Below are 15,572 nucleotides of genomic sequence, written 5' to 3' on the forward strand. Positions count from 1 at the left end.
GGCATCAGCTTTCCAGCGCGTGCCACATCTCGATGTCGCGCTCGGCGGTCCAGATGCGCGGGTCGGGGTACTTGGTGACCTCGTCGTAGCAGCGGGTCACGTCGAACGGCATGCAGTGGTCGAAGATGACCCAGTGGCCGTACTTCGGCTTCAACTTCGCGAACGTCTCCTTGTAGACCGCGTTCAGGTCCTTGCCCGCGGCGACGCCGGCCTGCACGCTGGCGCGCACGTCGGCGATGAAGCCGGCCGTGCTCGACAGGCCGGCCTGCACCTGGGCCTCGCCCTTCAACGCCGGGCCCCGGCCGGGCACGAGCGCGAGCGGCTTCAGCGCCGCGACGTTCTCGAGCGTCTTCGGCCAGTCGTTGAAATATGCGTCGCCGGCGTAGGGCGTGGCGTCGAACTCGACCAAGTCGCCGCTGAGCAGCGTGCGCTCCTGCGGCAGCCAGACGACGGTGTCGCCCTTGGTGTGGCCACGGCCCAACTGCAGCAACTGCACTTCCAGCTTGCCGAGCCACAGCGTCAGCTTGCCGGTGAAGGTCATCGTCGGCCAGGTCATGCCGGGCGGCACGGTCTCGACGTTGCTGAACAGGCGCGGGAAGCGGCCGATCTCGCTGGCCTTGTCCTGCTCGCCGCGCTCGACGATCAGGTCGTAGGTGTCCTGGCTGGCCAGGATCTGCTGCGCGCCGTAGGCCGAGGCGCCGAGCACCCGCACTGCGTGGTAGTGGGTCAGCACGACGTACTTGATCGGCTTGTCGGTGACCTCGCGGATCCGGCGGATCACGTCGGCGGCCATCGCGGGGGTGGCCTGCGTGTCGGCGACCAGCACCGCGTCGTCGCCGACGATGATGCCGGTGTTCGGATCGCCTTCGGCGGTATAGGCCCAGGCGTGCTCGGAGAGCTGCTCGAAGGTGACCTTCTTCTCCTCGAGGTCGGCTTGACTGGCGAACTTTTTCGGCTGGCTCATCGGGTCTCCTGCGGCAACGGCGGGGTGTCTTGGCGAAAATCCGAGTCTAGTGGGATCGTTAGATGATGTCTAATGCGATTTGTGATGAACTGATTCGAGGCGATCGGAAGATGGACGAGAGCGCTGACAAGATCGACCGCGCGCAGCGCGGCATCCAGAGCATCGAGGTCGGCGGTCAGGTGCTGATCGCGCTGGCCCACCACGGCCGGCCGATGGCGCTGAAGGACCTGGCGCGCGAGGCCGGCATGGCGCCGGCGAAGGCCCACCCGTACCTCGTCAGCTTCGCGCGGATCGGCCTGATCGCGCAGGACGACGAGAGCGGCATGTACTTCCTCGGGCCGCTCGCGTTGCAGCTCGGCCTGATCAGCCTGCAGCAGGCCAACCCGGTGCAGGTCGCGACGCCGCTGATCGGCGAACTGGCGCTGCAACTCGGTCACACCGTGGCGCTCGCCGTCTGGGGCACGCGGGGCGCGACGATCGTGCGCCTGGCCGAATCGCCCGCGGCAGTGCACGTGAACATGCGGCACGGCACCGTGTTCTCGCTGGCCAACACGGCCTCGGGCCGGCTGTTTGCGGCCTACCAGCCGCCGGCGCAGGCGCGTGCCGCGCTCGAGCAGGAGCGCAGAGGCCTCAAGTTGCAGCCCGCGCTGGTGGTGGCCGGCATGCCGCCGCCCGCGCCAGTGCCGGGGTGGGCCGCGTTCGAGCAGCAGCTCGCCGAGGTACGCGCGCACGGGCTGTCGAGGTCGGTCGGGGAGGTCGTGCCGGGGATCAACGCGATGGCGGCGCCGGTGTTCGACCACACCGGTGCGATGGTGCTGTCGATCACGGCGATCGGGCCCGCCGGCGTCTTCGACACCGCGTGGGATGGCGCACCCGCGCGCGCATTGCGCGTCGCGGCGGATGCGGTCTCGCAGCGGCTGGGCGCCGCGGGGCTGGCCGCGCAGGCCTGATCAGCGTAGGCGCCGCGCGGTCAACCCGCGCTGCCCATCTTCGCGGCGACGTCGTCCGTCGAACCGCTCCGACCGAGCAACTGCGAGCCGAGCAACGCGCCGATGGCGCCCATCACGACCGATACCCACAGCGGATTGGCGCGGGCGATGTCCGCCGCCGCGCTGATCTTCGGCCCGACCTGATCGAGGGCCGCCTGGGCCTGCTCGCGCACGGTGCTCCAGGCTTCGCTCGCCTTCTCCGCCACGTCGTTGGTGGTGCGACGCGCCTCCTTCGGGGACGGCAGCGCCGAGCTCAGCTTGCGGCCGAGTTCGCTGATCTGCGCGCGCAGTTCGTCCAGGGCGTCGCCGGCGCTCTCGCGGGTCGAGCGCGGGACCGTGCGCAGCACGCTGGGGGCGGAAGGACGGTCGTCGCGCGCCGCCATCGAGATCAACGCGATGAGTCCGGCACCGATCGCGGCCGAAGTCAACACGGCCGCCAGCGGATACTCGTTGACGATGTCGCTGACGGCCTCGGCCGCGCTGGTGGGCACATTGGCGGACGCGTCGCTGTCGTCGGTGTAGGTCGGGTCGAGGTTCATGGCAGCTCCGGGAAAGTGGGCCGTGCAGCGCGACGGCGATGCGCCATCCTGCCCGCCCGCGAGGCGCCGGGGTGCAAGTCGAAGGCGCGATGAATTGCAGGACGCGTCCGACGCCGGCCGTCAGCGGGCCGACATCACGCGATCCGCAGTGCCCGGTCGGCCGACCACCTGCCGGCGCCGCGCCCGGTCAGGTACAGCAGCAATGCGGCCCATGACAGGTGCGTCGGCCACGCATCCGGGTACACGAACAACTGGATCGTCAGCGTCATGCCGAGCAGCGCCAGCGCCGAGAGCCGCGTCAGTAGTCCCAGCACGAGCAGGATCGGGAACAGGTGCTCGGCATACGTGGCCAGGTGCGCCGCGATCTCCGGCGGCACGAGCGGCAGCCGGTACTCGGTGCGGAACAGCTCGTAAGTGCTGGCGGTGATGGTCAGCAGCCCCTCGACCTTGGTGCGGCCGGACAGGAAGAAGATCGCCGCGGTCGCCAGGCGGCAGGCGAACGCCAGCAGGTCGTGGCCGATCCGGCGCGAGAGTCCTTCCGCGAGGCTGTTCCAGCGTCCGCGCAGGCCGCGGGGCGCGTTCGCGAACGTCGTGGCGGTGGCCGTGGTCGATGGGTTCATGGGTGGTTTCCGTTGGCAGGGGTCGGGCCGAAGGTCAACGCGCCGGCCGACAGGAGTTGTGAAAGCAGGGCCGCGATGTCGAGCTCGGGCGCGTGGCCGAGTGCCGCGCTGGCCGCCTCGGCCAGCGTCTGCCCGTCCGCACAGGCGTCGAGGAAGACGCAGCCGCTGGCCTCGAGCGGCTGCCACTGCACGTCGGCTGCCGGGCGCGTCAGCAGCGCACCTTCGCCTTGCCAGACGAATGCGGCGGGCGGATCGATGCCTTGTCGGCTGGTCGACCAGATCGAATAGACCGGCAGGTCGGCGACGTGGCACCAGCGCGCGGCCGGGTGCGGCCCGAGTCGTGTCGCGCCGAGCTGCTCGGGCGACAGTTGCGCGAGCCAGGCCGCCTCGACCGCGTTCGCGTCCGCGGCGGTGTGCGCTTCGATCCAGAGCCGGTCGAGACGGGCGACGCCGGGCAAATAGGGCAGTTCGCGCGCCGGCTCGAACCCGGCGAGGAAGTCCGCGAAGCGTTCGCCGTACATCAGCAGCCGGCCATCGTGCGGTGGGTCGGTCCGGACGCAGGTCGCCGCGGCGGCGCGGAACCAGTCGCTGCCGACCAGCCGCGCCACGCTCGGAAAGTTGGCCTGCAGCGCATCGATGCAGCCGCTCATCATGGTGTTGCGGTAGACCGCGAACGCCGGTTGCGCGGCGAGCGCCGACGACGCGAGCGGGTCGAACAGCGACGCGACGAAGCCGGCCTGGAACGCCGCAAGAGACGACCCGCTCACGGCGCGCATCCGCACGGTTCGGCGCGGCGCCTCAGCTCGGCGGCGGCCTGCGCGCCTTCGGCCAGCAGCACCTCGAACGCGGGCAGGTTGCCGTCCCGTTCGATCAGCGTCGGTCGGGTGCCGATGCGCTCGATCAGGTGCCGGTAGAGGCGCCACACGTCGGGAGCGACCGGCGCGTCGTGCGAGTCGATCAGCAGCGCCTCACCGTGCACGGCGTCCGCCGTGTGACCGGCGAGGTGGACCTCGACGATGCTGTCGGCCGGGAACGCGTCGAGGTAGGTGCGGGCCTCGAAGCCGAGGTTGCGCGCCGAGACGAACACGTTGTTGACGTCGAGCAGCAGCGTGCAGCCGGTGCGCCGCACCAGTTCGCGCAGAAAGCCGATCTCGTCCCACGCGTGGCCGTCGATGCGCAGATAGTGCGACGGGTTCTCGATCGCGATCGTCCGGCCGAGCGCCGACTGCAGCTGGTCGATGTGCGACGCGATGCGGCGCAGTGCCTCGTCGCTGCGCGGGAAAGGGAGGAGGTCCGGCAGGTGCATGCCGTCCCAGGCGGACCACGCCAGGTGCTCCGACACCAGCGCCGGCTCGACGCGCCGCACCAGCGCGGCCAGCCGCGCCAGGTGCGACGTGTCGAGCGGTGCCGCGCCGGCGAGCGACAGCGACACGCCGTGCAGCGACAGCGGATGCGCCGCGCGGAGGGCGTCCAGCACCCGCAGGCGCGGCCCACCGGGCACGAGGTAGTTCTCCGCATGCACCTCGAACCACAGGCCTGCGGCCGTGCACCCGAGTGCCTCGTCGACGTGCTCGGGCTTGAACCCGAGGCCCGCAAGCAGGGGCGAGGTCATGCCCGCAGCCCGGTGGGTCAGGACTTGATCTCGGTCAGCGAGCCGGTGCCCTTCGGCGTCTTCATCGTCGTGCAGGTGCCGGCCGGCACGTTCTTCCAGGCGTTGCCCTGGTAGTCCATCTTCGACGTGCCCGCGCAAGTGGTGCCGGCGCCGGCCTTGCAGTCGTTCTTGCCCGCGAGCGATACGCCGTAGCACTTCTCCATGCTGGCGGCCATCTTGTCGGCCATGGGCTTGCTGTCCTGCGCCATGGCGGCGCCGGCGGCGAGTGCGGACAGGGTGAAGGCGGTGATGGCGATCGAACGGTTCATGTGAAGCTCCGGTGGTTGATGGGGAACGCGCCCGACGGCACGCTCGCCACTAACTCGTTCGAACCGGGCATCGGGTTACACCGCCACACGCAAAAATTTTTGCGCCGTGACTGCCGGCTTCAGCGCAGCGCGTCCTCGGCGGCGCGGCGCAGGCCGATTGCCAGACCGACCGACACCAGCACCAGGCCGATCACCAGCCCGATCCAGAACCCGAAGACGCGCATCGGCTCGCCGTCCAGGCCGTGGTACCCGAGCCAGGTGCCGATAGGCACGCCGACCGCCCAGAACGCGACCAGCATCAGCACCATCGGCATCAGCGTGATCTTGTAGCCGCGCAGCGCGCCGATCGCGCAGACCTGGGTCGCGTCGAACAGCTGCCAGAACGCTGCGAACAGCAGCAGCGTGGCCGCGAGCGCGCGCACCGCCGCGTCGGCACTGTAGACCGCCGCGATCTGGTGCCGCAGCAGGATGATCGGCACGATCGCGAGCGCCGCGATCACGAGTCCGAGCGCAATGCCGATCCACGCGACCCGTTGGGCGCCGACCGGGTCGCGCGCGCCGAGCGACTGGCCGACGCGGATCGTGATCGCCGCCGACAGGCCCATCGGCAGCATGAACACCATCGCGGCAAAGTTCAGCGCGATCTGGTGCGCCGCGATCTGCACCTCGCCAAAGCGGCCGACCAGCACCGCGATGCTGGAGAACGCCGCGACCTCCGCGAACCCGGTGGTCCCCATCGGCACGCCCAGCCGCAACAGGCGCAATTGCGCCGCGCGGGTCGGCAGCGCCCAGTCGCGCCACAGGTAGTACGGCTTGTAGGCCGCGGCCCGGCGCGTCCAGAAGAACAGCAACAGCAGGCCGACCCACATGCCGATGCCGGTCGCCCAGCCGCAGCCGGCGCCGCCCATGGCCGGCATCCCGAAATGGCCGTAAATCAAGACCCAGTTGAGCAGCGCATTGACGCCGAGGGCGACGAACGACAGCACCATGATCGGCGTCGTCTGGTTGATGCTCGACGAGTAGAACGCCAGCGACCGGTAGACCAGCGCAGCCGGCATGCCCAGGCCGATGCCCCACAGGAACACCGTGGTGCGTTCCGCGAGGTGGGGCTCGATGCCCGCGAAGGTCAGCACCGCCGGGGCGAACGGCACGAGCAGCAGCGGCGCGAGGCCGAACAGCGCGGCCAGCCAGATGCCCTCGCGCGCGTCGCGCACCACGGCCGCGTGGTCGCGCGCGCCCACGTGGTGGGCGATGATCGGCGAGACCGCCTGCACCGTGCTCGACAGGCCGACGAACATCGGGATCCAGAGTGCGACGCCGATCGCGACGACCGCCTGCTCGGCCGCGCCGGCATGGCCCGACATCACGGTGTCGAGGAAGCCGACGAGGATCTGCGCGATCTGCGACAGGATGATCGGGCTCGCGAGGCGCAGCAGCGAGCGGCTCTCGCGAATGAATCGGGCAGACGGGGTCATCGGGAAGGGACGGAAGGACAGCCCGCGATGATGGCGCACTCCCGAGTCCGCGGTTAGGGTCGGCCCGGTGGCGCGCTCGGCACCGAGCACGCACAGTCCACCGGTTCTTCCATCGAACCTCCCGGAGACGCATTCATGCAGAAGAAGCCCATGCCCATCCTTCTCGGCGCTGTCGCGGCTTTCACGCTCGGCCTGTTCAGTGCCGTGGCGCACGCGGCCTGGCCGGAGCGGCCCGTCACGCTGATCGTGCCGTGGGGCGCCGGCGGCGGGACCGACGCGACCGCCCGAATCATCGGCTCGCTGCTCGAGAAGGAGCTGGGGCAGCCGATCAACGTCGTGAATCGCACCGGCGGCAGCGGTGTCGTCGGGCACCAGGCCATCGCGGCCGCCGCGCCGGACGGCTACACGATCGGCTTGATCACGGTCGAGATCGCGATGATGCATTGGCAGGGCCTGACCGAGTTGTCGGGCGCCTCGTACACGCCGATCGGTCTCGTCAACTTCGACCCGGCCGGGCTGCAGGTGCGGGCCGATGCGCCGTACAAGACGGCCAACGACTTGATCGCCGCAATCAAGGCCAACCCCGGCAAGTTCAAGGCCTCGGGCACCGGGCAGGGCGGGATCTGGCAGCTCGCGATCGCCGGCATGCTGAAGGACCTGAAGGTCGATCCGACCTCGGTGCCGTGGGTGCCGTCGAACGGCGCCGCGCCGGGGCTGCAGGATCTGGTGGCCGGCGGCGTCGAGATCGTGCCCTGCTCGCTGCCCGAGGCGCGCTCGCTGATTGACGCCGGCAAGGTCAAGAGCCTGGCGATCATGAACGACACGCCGTCGACGCTGTACCCGAACGTGCCGACGTTGAAGGCCGCCACCGGCAGCGACTGGAAGCTCGGCGCCTGGCGTGGCATCGCGGCGCCGAAGAACCTGCCGGCCGAGGCGAACGACAAGCTCGTGGCCGCCATCAAGAAGATCGCGGCGAGCAAGGAGTACACCGAGTTCATGGCGAGCCGCGGCTTCGGCGTCGTCTATCGCGGCCCCGACGACTTCGCGAAGTTCATGGCCAAGTCCGATGCCGATCTCGGCGCGACGATGAAGGCCGTCGGCATCGCGAAGTAGCCGCGCGTCGTGAAGTTCAACGACGCGCTCTGGGGCGCTGCGCTGGTGGTTTTCGCCGGGCTGCTGTTCGTGCACGCGCAAGGCTTCCCGGCGATCCCCGGCCAGTCGGTCGGCCCGGGTGCGCTGCCGAAGGCGCTCGCCGTGGGTCTGGCCGTGTGCGGCGCGCTGCTGTTCGTCAACGGCTTGCGCGCCAACGCGGCGGCCGGCGGCCTGCCGTGGGTGGTGCTGCCGGACTGGTTCGCCTCGCGCCCGCAGCTGCTCGGCTTCGCGGTGCTGGTGGCGATCAACCTGCTGTACGTGCTCGGCGTCGACCGCATCGGCTTCGTCATCACCGGCTGGATCTACCTGGCGGCGCTGATGCTCGTGCTGCGGGTGCGGCCGGTGTTGGCGATCACGGTCGCGCTCGTGATGACGCTGCTGATCCACTACTGCTTCTACAAACTGCTGCGCGTGCCCCTGCCCTGGGGTGTGCTGCAGCCCATCGCATGGTGACCTCCCGATGAGTGGCGCCTGGGGGCAGGCCTTCGCGATGGTGTTCGACCCGTACACCATCCTCGTGATGCTGGGGGCGTCGCTGTTCGGCCTGTTCGTCGGCGCGGTGCCGGGCCTGACCGCGACGATGGCGACCGCGCTGCTCGTGCCGGTGACCTTCTTCATGGCGCCGATCCCGGCCATCGCGGCGATGGTCACCGCCACGGCGATGGCGATCTTCTCCGGCGACATCCCCGGCTGCCTGCTGCGCATGCCCGGCACGCCGGCCTCCGCGGCCTACACCGACGAGGCCTATGCGATGACCCGCAAGGGCCTGGCCGAGACCGCGCTCGGCGCCGGGCTGGTCTTCTCGGCGGTCGGCGGCCTGTTCGGCACCGCGGTGCTGATGATCGCGGCGCCGTCGCTGGCCGAGTTCGCGCTCAAGTTCAGCTCTTTCGAGTACTTCTGGCTGGTGCTGATGGGGCTGACCTGCGCGGTCTTCATCTCGAGCGACCGCCCGTTGAAGGGCCTCGTGACCCTGTTCTTCGGTCTGCTGATCGCCAGCGTCGGCCTGAACAACCCGGCGGCGTTCCCGCGCTTCACGTTCGGCAGCACCGAACTCCTCGGCGGCGTCGGCCTGGTGCCGCTGATGATCGGGATGTTCGCGGTCTCGGAGATCATCCGCTTCGTGGTCGACACCTCGCCGTCGGCGCTGCTCGTCGAAGCGCAGGTCGGCAACGTCTTCAAGGGCATGTGGACGCTGGCCAAGAAGTACCCGACCCAGATCCTGCGCGGCAGCGTGCTGGGCACGATCGTCGGGGCATTGCCCGGCGCGGGCGCCGACATCGCGGCCTGGATGTCGTATGCGATGAGCAAGCGCTTCTCGAAGGAGCCGGAGAAGTTCGGCACCGGCCACGTCGAGGGCATCGTCGAGAGCGGTTCGGCCAACAACAGTGCGCTGGCCGGCGCGTGGATTCCGGCGCTGGTGTTCGGCATCCCGGGCGATTCGATCACCGCGATCGTGATCGGCGTGCTCTACATGAAGAACATGAACCCGGGACCGACGCTGTTCACGACCAACCCACAGAACATCTACGCGGTGTTCCTGCTGTTCATCATCGCGAACCTGATCATGCTGCCGCTGGGCTACCTGTGCATCAAGGTCGCCAAGCGCATCCTGAAGGTGCCGCGCGACATCCTGATGCCGGTGATCCTGCTGTTCTGCGTGGTCGGCGCGTTCGCGATCAACAACACCGCGTTCGACATCGGCGTGATGCTGATTGCCGGCGTGGTCGCCTACCTGCTCGAGCAGAACGGCTTTCCGATCTCGCCGCTGATCCTCGGTGTCGTGCTCGGCGGGATGCTGGAGGAGAACCTGGTGTCGTCGCTCATCAAATCCAACGGCAACGCGTTGGCGTTCTTCGAGCGGCCGATCGCCGCGACGCTGGGCGTGGTGACGATCCTGATTTGGCTGTCGCCGCTGCTGCGGCGCCGGCGCGGCCGCGCTCAGCCGCGGCCGGCTTGACCTCGGCTCACGCGCCGCCGCAGGACATCGCGGCGCCCGAGACGATCGGCGCGGCGCCGAAACAACTGGCGTCGGTGAGCGGTGCGCCCTGGCTGGTCAGGGCTTCGCAATACACGTTCATCGTCGTCGTCGGCTGGGTCTTGATCTCCAGCGGCTTGTAGCCCGTCGCCGACAGGGCGAGCGAGCGCAACGACACCCGTCCGATGGCGCCGCCCGAGGCGGTTCGCGACACGGACGAGCCGTCGGCGCGCAGGCCGGAGTAGGTCGTCGACACGCCGGTTCCTTCGCCGATGCGCACGCCGTCGGCCAGGGTGCCGGTCACGGAATTGCCGTCGACCATCACGTCGCGCACCGCCAGCTGCGTCGCCAGCGTGTCCGCCTTGCGCTCGTCGTCGAAGATGAAGGCGTGGATCTCGATCCCGCCGTGATACGTGCGCGAGACCGTGGTGGGCCAGCCCGCCGGGGTGTAGAGCGGCGTGGTGGTCTGCACGTCGCTGATGGTGTTGCCCTGGACCAGCACGTTCGAGACGCCCCAGGTCACGTAGTTGGCTTCGCGGGCGATCAGCACGCCGGCCGCGAGCGTGGTGCGCGCGATGCGGTTGCTGCGGATCGTGATGTCGGCGCCGCCGACGACGCTGATCCCGCGGCCCCAGTACTGGCCTTCCACGTCGTTGTTCGAGACCAGCACGTTGCGCACGCGCTGCAGGTCGACATCGGCCGCGAAGGTCGACGACAGCGACGCGGCCGTCTCGGTCATCCAGTCGCCCGTCCTGAGGTACGAGACCATCGCGATCATGTCGTCGCCGGTTTCCCGGACGACGTTGTTGATCACGCGGCCGTTGCGCGAGCCGCCGGTGACGTGGATGCCGTCCGACAGGCTGCGCCGCACCAAGTTGCCGTCAACGAGGAAGCCGTCCGCACGGTAGACGAAGATGCCCGCCGACGACGCGCTGTTGGCCAGTGCCGTGCCGGAGTCGCCGCCATTGATGACGTGATTGCCGCGAATGACATTGCCCACCAGGTGCGAGGTCCGGTCGACCCGGTCGAAGATCGCGATGCGCGACTGCCACGGTGCCCCGAGGCGCGAGCCGGTGACCGCGGTCAGCGTGAAGTTGTAGATGCTGGCGCCGTCGGCGGACAGCATGACGGCCTGGTCCTGCGCGTTGGTGGCCTTGAGGGTCGCGCCTTCCGACCACAGCACCGCACCGGGCACGCGCACGTTCAGGCGCTGCGAGTGCAGGTAGGTGCCCGCCGGAAAGACCAGCCACTGGCCGGGCTTGAGGGCGTCGAGCGCGGCCTGGATGGCGGCGGTGTCATCGCGTCCGTCGTCCGGGATGGCGCCGAAGTTGCGAACGTCGAGCGCGTCGGCGGGCTTCGCCGGCGCGGCAGCCGCGTTGCAGCTGGCGGTGCTTGGCGTCGGCGCAGGGGCTGGCATAGGCGCGGGCGCGGGCGCCGGGGCCGGGGCCGGGGCGGTGCCGATCGGCGTCGCCCTGATCCGGCGCGCGAGCGCCTGCTCCATGCCATCGGCGGCCGGTGCCGTGCCGTCGGCGCCGCCGCAGGCGGTCAGCGCGGTCATCACGAAGGGAACGAGCCAACGGCCGCGGTGCTGGATTTTGCGAATCGATGCGGGGGAGGAAGAGAGGGAGCTCATGACGGGGACCGGGAAAGAGATGTGGGTGCCGTGAAGCTTGTGTTCAGGCACCTTTCCGACCCGTAAGGGGATATTGCCGGCGCCTCAGAACCGCCACCGCGAATAACACGGTTGTCAACAAAGACGTGGTCGACCAAGTGGGCTTCGGTCGTGCGGCCCCTAACGATTTACAAACTAGGGGGGTAAAAATCTGGCACGGTTCATGCCCAGGAGCAACGGACCCCCCGGATCGCGGGTGGCGATGCGGTGGCCCGCATGTTTCACTCGGTTGCGCGTTCCCAGGCGACCGCGCAACGGTGTTTCCACTCACCTACTTTTCGCTCTCCCTCTCTCTCTCTCTCTCTCTCTGACAGGCGTCCGTCATGCCGGCCGAATCGACCCAGTTGCTCCTTGCCCGCCGGGTGACGCCCGCTCGACGGAGCGTCATGTCGGGGGGCTCCCCGATCGATCTGGCCTACACCGCGCTCAATCAGGCCCTTGCCGCGATCGTCATCCTGCTGTTGTCGCCGCTGTTCCTGTATGTCGCATTTCGCATCTGGCGCGAAGATGGCGCGCCCCTCACGTTCGGTCACTACCGCGTGGGTCGGCGTGGCGAGCTGTTCCGGTGCCTCAAGTTCAGGACGATGGTGCGCAACTCCGCGGAGGTGCTGGACGCCGTGTTGCGCGACAGCGAAGCGGCCCGGGAGGAATGGGCGCGCGACCAGAAGCTGCGCGACGACCCGCGCGTGACGCCGATCGGCCGGATCCTGCGCAAGACCAGCCTGGACGAGCTGCCGCAGCTCTTCAACATCCTGCGTGGCGACATGCACTTCGTCGGCCCGCGGCCGGTGACCGTCGAGGAACTCTCCCGCTATGGCGCCTCGAAGCGCCACTACCTGTCCGTCAGACCGGGCCTGACCGGCCTGTGGCAGGTGAGCGGGCGCAACAACACCACCTATGGCGAGCGGGTCGAGTACGACTCGCAGTACGTCGAGTCGCGCAACCCGATCTTCGACAGCTGGATCGTGCTGCGTACGGTCAAGGTGCTGTTGACCCGCGACGGCGCGCACTGATCCCGGTCCGGACTCCCCGAGATGGCCATGCACGCGGGTCGGCCGCGCATTGTCCTGAACGGCCGCTTCCTGGCCCAGGTGCATACGGGTGTCCAGCGCTACGGCGCGGAAACCGTGCTCGCGCTCGATCGCCTGCTCGCCGCGGACGACTCGCTGGGCGCGCGTCTCGACGTGGTGCTTGCCGTGCCGGACGACGCCAGCGCCCTGCCGCTGCAGGTCATTCCGCAGGTACGGCTGCCGGGACGCGGAAGCCACCGGTGGGAGCAGTGGTCACTGTGGCGCTTTTCGCGCGGCAGCTACGTGGTCAATTTCAACTACTCCGGCCCCCTGCTCAAGCGGCAGCAGCTGATCACCGTGCACGACGCGACCGTGCGCGCCATGCCGCAGGCCTTCTCGCTGGCTTACCGCTGGTTCCACAACGCGATGGTCAGCGTTCTGGGCCGAACGGTCGACCGGGTGATGACGGTGTCCGAATTCTCTGCCGACGAACTCGCGCGCTGGTTCGGGCTCGCGCGCGGCGGGATCCTCGTGGGCCGCGAGGGCGGTGAGCACGCGGTGCTCGCTGCCGATGACGCTGCGGTCCTGCGCAAGCACCGGCTCGAGCGCGGCAGGTTCATTCTGGGCGTCGGCAGCGTCAAGCCGAACAAGAACTTCGGGCTCATCGGCCGGGCTGTTCAGTTGCTGGCGCCGTGCCCGTGGACGGTCGCGATTGCCGGGGCCAAGGACATCGGCATCTTCCGCGACGCCTCGATCCTGCCCGCCGGCTTCAAGTTCCTGGGTTTCGTGCCGGACGACGAGTTGTCGGCGCTGTACCGCAATGCGGCCTGGTTCGTGTTCCCGTCGCTGTACGAAGGGTTCGGCCTGCCCGCCGTGGAGGCCATGGCCAACGGCTGTCCGGTGCTGGCAGCGCGCGCCGCGTCGATCCCGGAGGTGTGCGGCGACGGCGCCTTCTATTTCGATGCCAGCGATCCGCGCTCGCTGGCCGATCTGCTGACCACCGTGGCCGCCCGTCCGGAACTGCGGGAGTCGCTGGTGCACGCCGGACAGCGCCGCCTGGCGTCCTACAACTGGTCCGAAAACGCGCGGATCCTGTTGCAGTACTTGCTGGAGCGCCAACTGCGTCCCGCCACCGAATGGTCTGCGCGGCTCCCGTTCCCTTCGACCTGACCCACCATGACCTCCACAGCCCCCGCGCGAATCGTCCACGTCACCGAGTGCCTGGCGAGCGGCACGATGAATTTCCTGATGCAGGCCACGCGCGAATTGGCGGAAGCCGGCGTTCGCCAGGTTCTGGTGTACTCACGCCGGCCCGATACCCCGTCCGATGTGCGGGCCCAGTTCGACCCGCGGCTCGAGCTGGTGGAGCTGCCGCCACTCGGTCGCGCCTATGCGCGCTACTTCCGCGCCCTGGCCCGCGAACTGCGCCGACAGCTCGAGGCGCACGCCGGCACGGCTGTCCACCTTCATTCGTCGAAGGCCGGCTTCCTCGGCCGCCTCGCGTTGCGCGGCGTGAAACCCGCGCCGCGGGTCTTCTACTCGCCGCACGGCCTGTCGTTCCTGAACCGTCGCTATCCGATGCTCGGTGGGGCGTTCACGGCCCTCGAATGGCTGGCGGCCCGCGCGGTGCCGTTCACGGCCGTCGGGTGCAGCCGCGGCGAGGCCGAACTGCTCGGACGCCTCGGGCCGAAGCCGGCCCGGGTCCTGGAGAACGCGGTCGAGGACGGCTTCTTCCAGTTGCGTGCGGCCGCACCGTCGTCGCCGCCCCTGATCGTGACGATGGGGCGCATCTGCTACCAGAAGGCGCCCGAGCGCTTTGCGCAGATGGCGATCCGTTTCGGCGTCGCCGACATCCCGAGCCGCTTCGTCTGGATCGGCAGCGGCACCGCCGCGGACGAGGCCCGGCTGCGTGCGGCCGGCGTCCAGGTCACCGGCTGGCTCGACCCGGCGGCCGTGCAGCAGTTGCTGGCCTGCGCCACGGTCTACGTGCAATGTTCGCGCTGGGAGGGGATGCCGCTGTCGGTCCTGCAAGCCCTGGCGGCCGGCGTGCCGTGCATCGTCACCAACGTGGTCGGCAACCGCGATGCGGTGCGGCAGGGCATCACCGGCTTCGTGTCCGACAACGCCGACGCGATGCTGATCGGCACCCGCCGCCTGGTGCAGGACGAGGCGCTGCGCGCCCGCTTCTCCCGCGCCGCGCGCACCGACGCGCGCGAGCGCTTCGGCAGCGGCAGTTTTCGCAGCCGGTTGCTGGGTCTGTACGGCCTGGAGGACCGGCGCGTGTCCCGTGTCGTCGCGCTGGCCGAACCGTCAGGTCGGGGCTTGGCGAAAGGCCTGATGGCGACGAGACTCCCGCATGTCGAGGCCGACAAGGATCAGGCCCCCCAGCGCGGGAACCACCCGGGACTCCGCGAAGTAGCTGTAGCGAAGTGACTCGATCAGGAACAGGACGAACACCGGGTAGCCGAGCAGGCCGAACAGGTGGCCACGGCGAAACCCGGCATAGGCCCGCCCGATCAGGTACCCGCCCAGCACGAAGTACACGATCGAGCCGAGGTAGCCCCAGTCCAGCATGACGCGGAAGTAGGCGGTGGGGCTGTTGAATTCGGGCCGGGCGTAGATTTCCAGGAAGTCCTTGTACAAGCCTTGCGGTGAACCGAAGCTCGACTCGAGCAACCGGCCGAGCCCCGGCATGAGGTACGCCCAATCCAGCGAGAACGCGCCGCTGTACAGCGGCCAGTCGGGCGTTTCGACCAGCATGCCGATGCCGTTGTTCACGGCGGTCGCGTAGTACGTGATCAGCCGCTCGAGCGTGAACGCCCAGACCGAGCTGTACTGCTTGCTGTAGAACTCCCACGAGCGGACACACTCGGACGCCGTGAACACCAGGTACAGCAGGAACGGCGCGATCGCCGGGGCCGTCGCGGCCAGGCGCCACGACCGGGCGCTGGCGATCGGCAGGTAGGCCAGGCGCGCGACGGCGTAGCACACCAGCACCTCGATGACCGCGAGCCGCTCCGCCCACGCGAAGCCGCGGAAGACCGCCAGCATCACGATCAGCGCGAAGCCGAGGCGCTCGACCTTGTCGACCCGCTGCATGCCGGCGCCGCACTTGATGCCGAAGGCAATGGCGTAGGCGACACCGAACTGGGTGAATGTCGTGACGCCAGGGACGGTGGACACCGAGTCGCGAATCTCCCGCCGCAGGCCGGTGGCCACCTCCCACAGCAGCTGCGGCTGGCCGAGCAGCGGGCCG

15 protein-coding genes are annotated in these 15,572 nt (G+C 69.4%); 7 read left to right on the forward strand and 8 right to left on the reverse strand.

Annotation, left to right across the window (positions count from 1 at the left end; all coding sequences use genetic code 11):
- Nucleotides 1-4 precede the first annotated feature (4 nt).
- On the reverse strand, nucleotides 5-964 hold the full coding sequence (locus tag ACWH49_RS15105) for an MBL fold metallo-hydrolase (RefSeq protein WP_448172191.1): 960 nt from the start codon (nucleotides 962-964) through the stop codon (nucleotides 5-7).
- Nucleotides 965-1,074: 110 nt separating this feature from the next.
- Between ACWH49_RS15105 and ACWH49_RS15110 the strand changes: the two genes are divergently transcribed.
- On the forward strand, nucleotides 1,075-1,914 hold the full coding sequence (locus ACWH49_RS15110) for an IclR family transcriptional regulator (protein WP_448172192.1): 840 nt from the start codon (nucleotides 1,075-1,077) through the stop codon (nucleotides 1,912-1,914).
- 20 nt (nucleotides 1,915-1,934) lie between these two features.
- On the opposite strand, the gene ACWH49_RS15115 is transcribed toward ACWH49_RS15110, so the two are convergent.
- The 6 genes from ACWH49_RS15115 to ACWH49_RS15140 all read right to left on the reverse strand — a co-directional run bounded on the left by ACWH49_RS15115 (nucleotide 1,935) and on the right by ACWH49_RS15140 (nucleotide 6,507).
- Nucleotides 1,935-2,492 (reverse strand): hypothetical protein, encoded by a 558-nt coding sequence (locus ACWH49_RS15115; protein WP_448172193.1) that lies wholly within the window; start codon nucleotides 2,490-2,492, stop codon nucleotides 1,935-1,937.
- A 134-nt stretch (nucleotides 2,493-2,626) separates the two neighbouring features.
- On the reverse strand, nucleotides 2,627-3,112 hold the full coding sequence (locus ACWH49_RS15120; protein ID WP_448172194.1) for a DoxX family protein: 486 nt from the start codon (nucleotides 3,110-3,112) through the stop codon (nucleotides 2,627-2,629).
- Nucleotides 3,109-3,879, reverse strand: coding sequence for an HvfC/BufC family peptide modification chaperone (locus ACWH49_RS15125; protein ID WP_448172195.1), 771 nt, complete (start codon nucleotides 3,877-3,879; stop codon nucleotides 3,109-3,111). Before ACWH49_RS15125 ends, ACWH49_RS15120 begins: the two co-directional genes overlap by 4 nt.
- Entirely contained in the window at nucleotides 3,876-4,724 is an 849-nt protein-coding gene (gene bufB, locus ACWH49_RS15130; protein ID WP_448172196.1) for an MNIO family bufferin maturase, read from the reverse strand. The genes ACWH49_RS15125 and bufB overlap by 4 nt, the downstream gene beginning before the upstream one ends.
- 17 nt (nucleotides 4,725-4,741) lie before the next feature.
- Nucleotides 4,742-5,032, reverse strand: coding sequence for a BufA1 family periplasmic bufferin-type metallophore (locus ACWH49_RS15135; RefSeq protein WP_056461362.1), 291 nt, complete (start codon nucleotides 5,030-5,032; stop codon nucleotides 4,742-4,744).
- 119 nt (nucleotides 5,033-5,151) lie between these two features.
- Nucleotides 5,152-6,507, reverse strand: coding sequence for an MATE family efflux transporter (locus ACWH49_RS15140; protein ID WP_448172197.1), 1,356 nt, complete (start codon nucleotides 6,505-6,507; stop codon nucleotides 5,152-5,154).
- Nucleotides 6,508-6,657: 150 nt separating this feature from the next.
- Between ACWH49_RS15140 and ACWH49_RS15145 the strand changes: the two genes are divergently transcribed.
- The 3 genes from ACWH49_RS15145 to ACWH49_RS15155 are packed head-to-tail and all read left to right on the forward strand — an operon-like array spanning nucleotide 6,658 to nucleotide 9,616.
- The gene (locus ACWH49_RS15145; RefSeq protein WP_235580301.1) at nucleotides 6,658-7,620 is read left to right on the forward strand and encodes a tripartite tricarboxylate transporter substrate binding protein; all 963 of its coding nucleotides are present in this window, start codon (nucleotides 6,658-6,660) and stop codon (nucleotides 7,618-7,620) included.
- A gap of 9 nt (nucleotides 7,621-7,629) precedes the next feature.
- A complete protein-coding gene (locus ACWH49_RS15150) occupies nucleotides 7,630-8,112 on the forward strand; it encodes a tripartite tricarboxylate transporter TctB family protein (RefSeq protein WP_448172198.1) in 483 nt (160 codons plus the stop codon).
- A gap of 7 nt (nucleotides 8,113-8,119) precedes the next feature.
- Nucleotides 8,120-9,616 (forward strand): tripartite tricarboxylate transporter permease, encoded by a 1,497-nt coding sequence (locus ACWH49_RS15155; protein WP_448172199.1) that lies wholly within the window; start codon nucleotides 8,120-8,122, stop codon nucleotides 9,614-9,616.
- A 7-nt stretch (nucleotides 9,617-9,623) separates the two neighbouring features.
- Here the strand turns inward: ACWH49_RS15155 and ACWH49_RS15160 are convergent, their stop codons facing one another.
- Nucleotides 9,624-11,192 (reverse strand): glycosyl hydrolase family 28-related protein, encoded by a 1,569-nt coding sequence (locus ACWH49_RS15160; protein ID WP_448172200.1) that lies wholly within the window; start codon nucleotides 11,190-11,192, stop codon nucleotides 9,624-9,626.
- A 500-nt stretch (nucleotides 11,193-11,692) separates the two neighbouring features.
- Here ACWH49_RS15160 and ACWH49_RS15165 point away from each other — a divergent pair, with 500 nt between their 5' ends.
- From ACWH49_RS15165 to ACWH49_RS15175, 3 genes are read left to right on the forward strand one after another with little or no spacing between them, the layout of a single operon-like run.
- Nucleotides 11,693-12,319 (forward strand): sugar transferase, encoded by a 627-nt coding sequence (locus ACWH49_RS15165; protein WP_448172201.1) that lies wholly within the window; start codon nucleotides 11,693-11,695, stop codon nucleotides 12,317-12,319.
- 21 nt (nucleotides 12,320-12,340) lie between these two features.
- Entirely contained in the window at nucleotides 12,341-13,486 is a 1,146-nt protein-coding gene (locus ACWH49_RS15170; RefSeq protein WP_448172202.1) for a glycosyltransferase family 4 protein, read from the forward strand.
- A 6-nt stretch (nucleotides 13,487-13,492) separates the two neighbouring features.
- Nucleotides 13,493-14,749, forward strand: coding sequence for a glycosyltransferase (locus tag ACWH49_RS15175; protein ID WP_448172203.1), 1,257 nt, complete (start codon nucleotides 13,493-13,495; stop codon nucleotides 14,747-14,749).
- Nucleotides 14,750-15,572 lie beyond the last annotated feature (823 nt).

This window comes from Rhizobacter fulvus (assembly GCF_964020785.1).

Bases quoted from the DNA above. Each gene is read 5' to 3' on its own strand.
- ACWH49_RS15135 (WP_056461362.1), bottom strand. From the start codon at position 5,032: ATGAACCGTTCGATCGCCATCACCGCCTTCACCCTGTCCGCACTCGCC.
- ACWH49_RS15140 (WP_448172197.1), bottom strand. From the start codon at position 6,507: ATGACCCCGTCTGCCCGATTCATTCGCGAGAGCCGCTCGCTGCTGCGC.
- ACWH49_RS15175 (WP_448172203.1), top strand. From the start codon at position 13,493: ATGACCTCCACAGCCCCCGCGCGAATCGTCCACGTCACCGAGTGCCTG.
- ACWH49_RS15170 (WP_448172202.1), top strand. From the start codon at position 12,341: ATGGCCATGCACGCGGGTCGGCCGCGCATTGTCCTGAACGGCCGCTTC.
- ACWH49_RS15110 (WP_448172192.1), top strand. From the start codon at position 1,075: ATGGACGAGAGCGCTGACAAGATCGACCGCGCGCAGCGCGGCATCCAG.
- ACWH49_RS15105 (WP_448172191.1), bottom strand. From the start codon at position 964: ATGAGCCAGCCGAAAAAGTTCGCCAGTCAAGCCGACCTCGAGGAGAAG.
- ACWH49_RS15120 (WP_448172194.1), bottom strand. From the start codon at position 3,112: ATGAACCCATCGACCACGGCCACCGCCACGACGTTCGCGAACGCGCCC.
- ACWH49_RS15165 (WP_448172201.1), top strand. From the start codon at position 11,693: ATGTCGGGGGGCTCCCCGATCGATCTGGCCTACACCGCGCTCAATCAG.
- ACWH49_RS15160 (WP_448172200.1), bottom strand. From the start codon at position 11,192: ATGACCGCGCTGACCGCCTGCGGCGGCGCCGACGGCACGGCACCGGCC.
- bufB (WP_448172196.1), bottom strand. From the start codon at position 4,724: ATGACCTCGCCCCTGCTTGCGGGCCTCGGGTTCAAGCCCGAGCACGTC.
- ACWH49_RS15115 (WP_448172193.1), bottom strand. From the start codon at position 2,492: ATGAACCTCGACCCGACCTACACCGACGACAGCGACGCGTCCGCCAAT.
- ACWH49_RS15155 (WP_448172199.1), top strand. From the start codon at position 8,120: ATGAGTGGCGCCTGGGGGCAGGCCTTCGCGATGGTGTTCGACCCGTAC.
- ACWH49_RS15145 (WP_235580301.1), top strand. From the start codon at position 6,658: ATGCCCATCCTTCTCGGCGCTGTCGCGGCTTTCACGCTCGGCCTGTTC.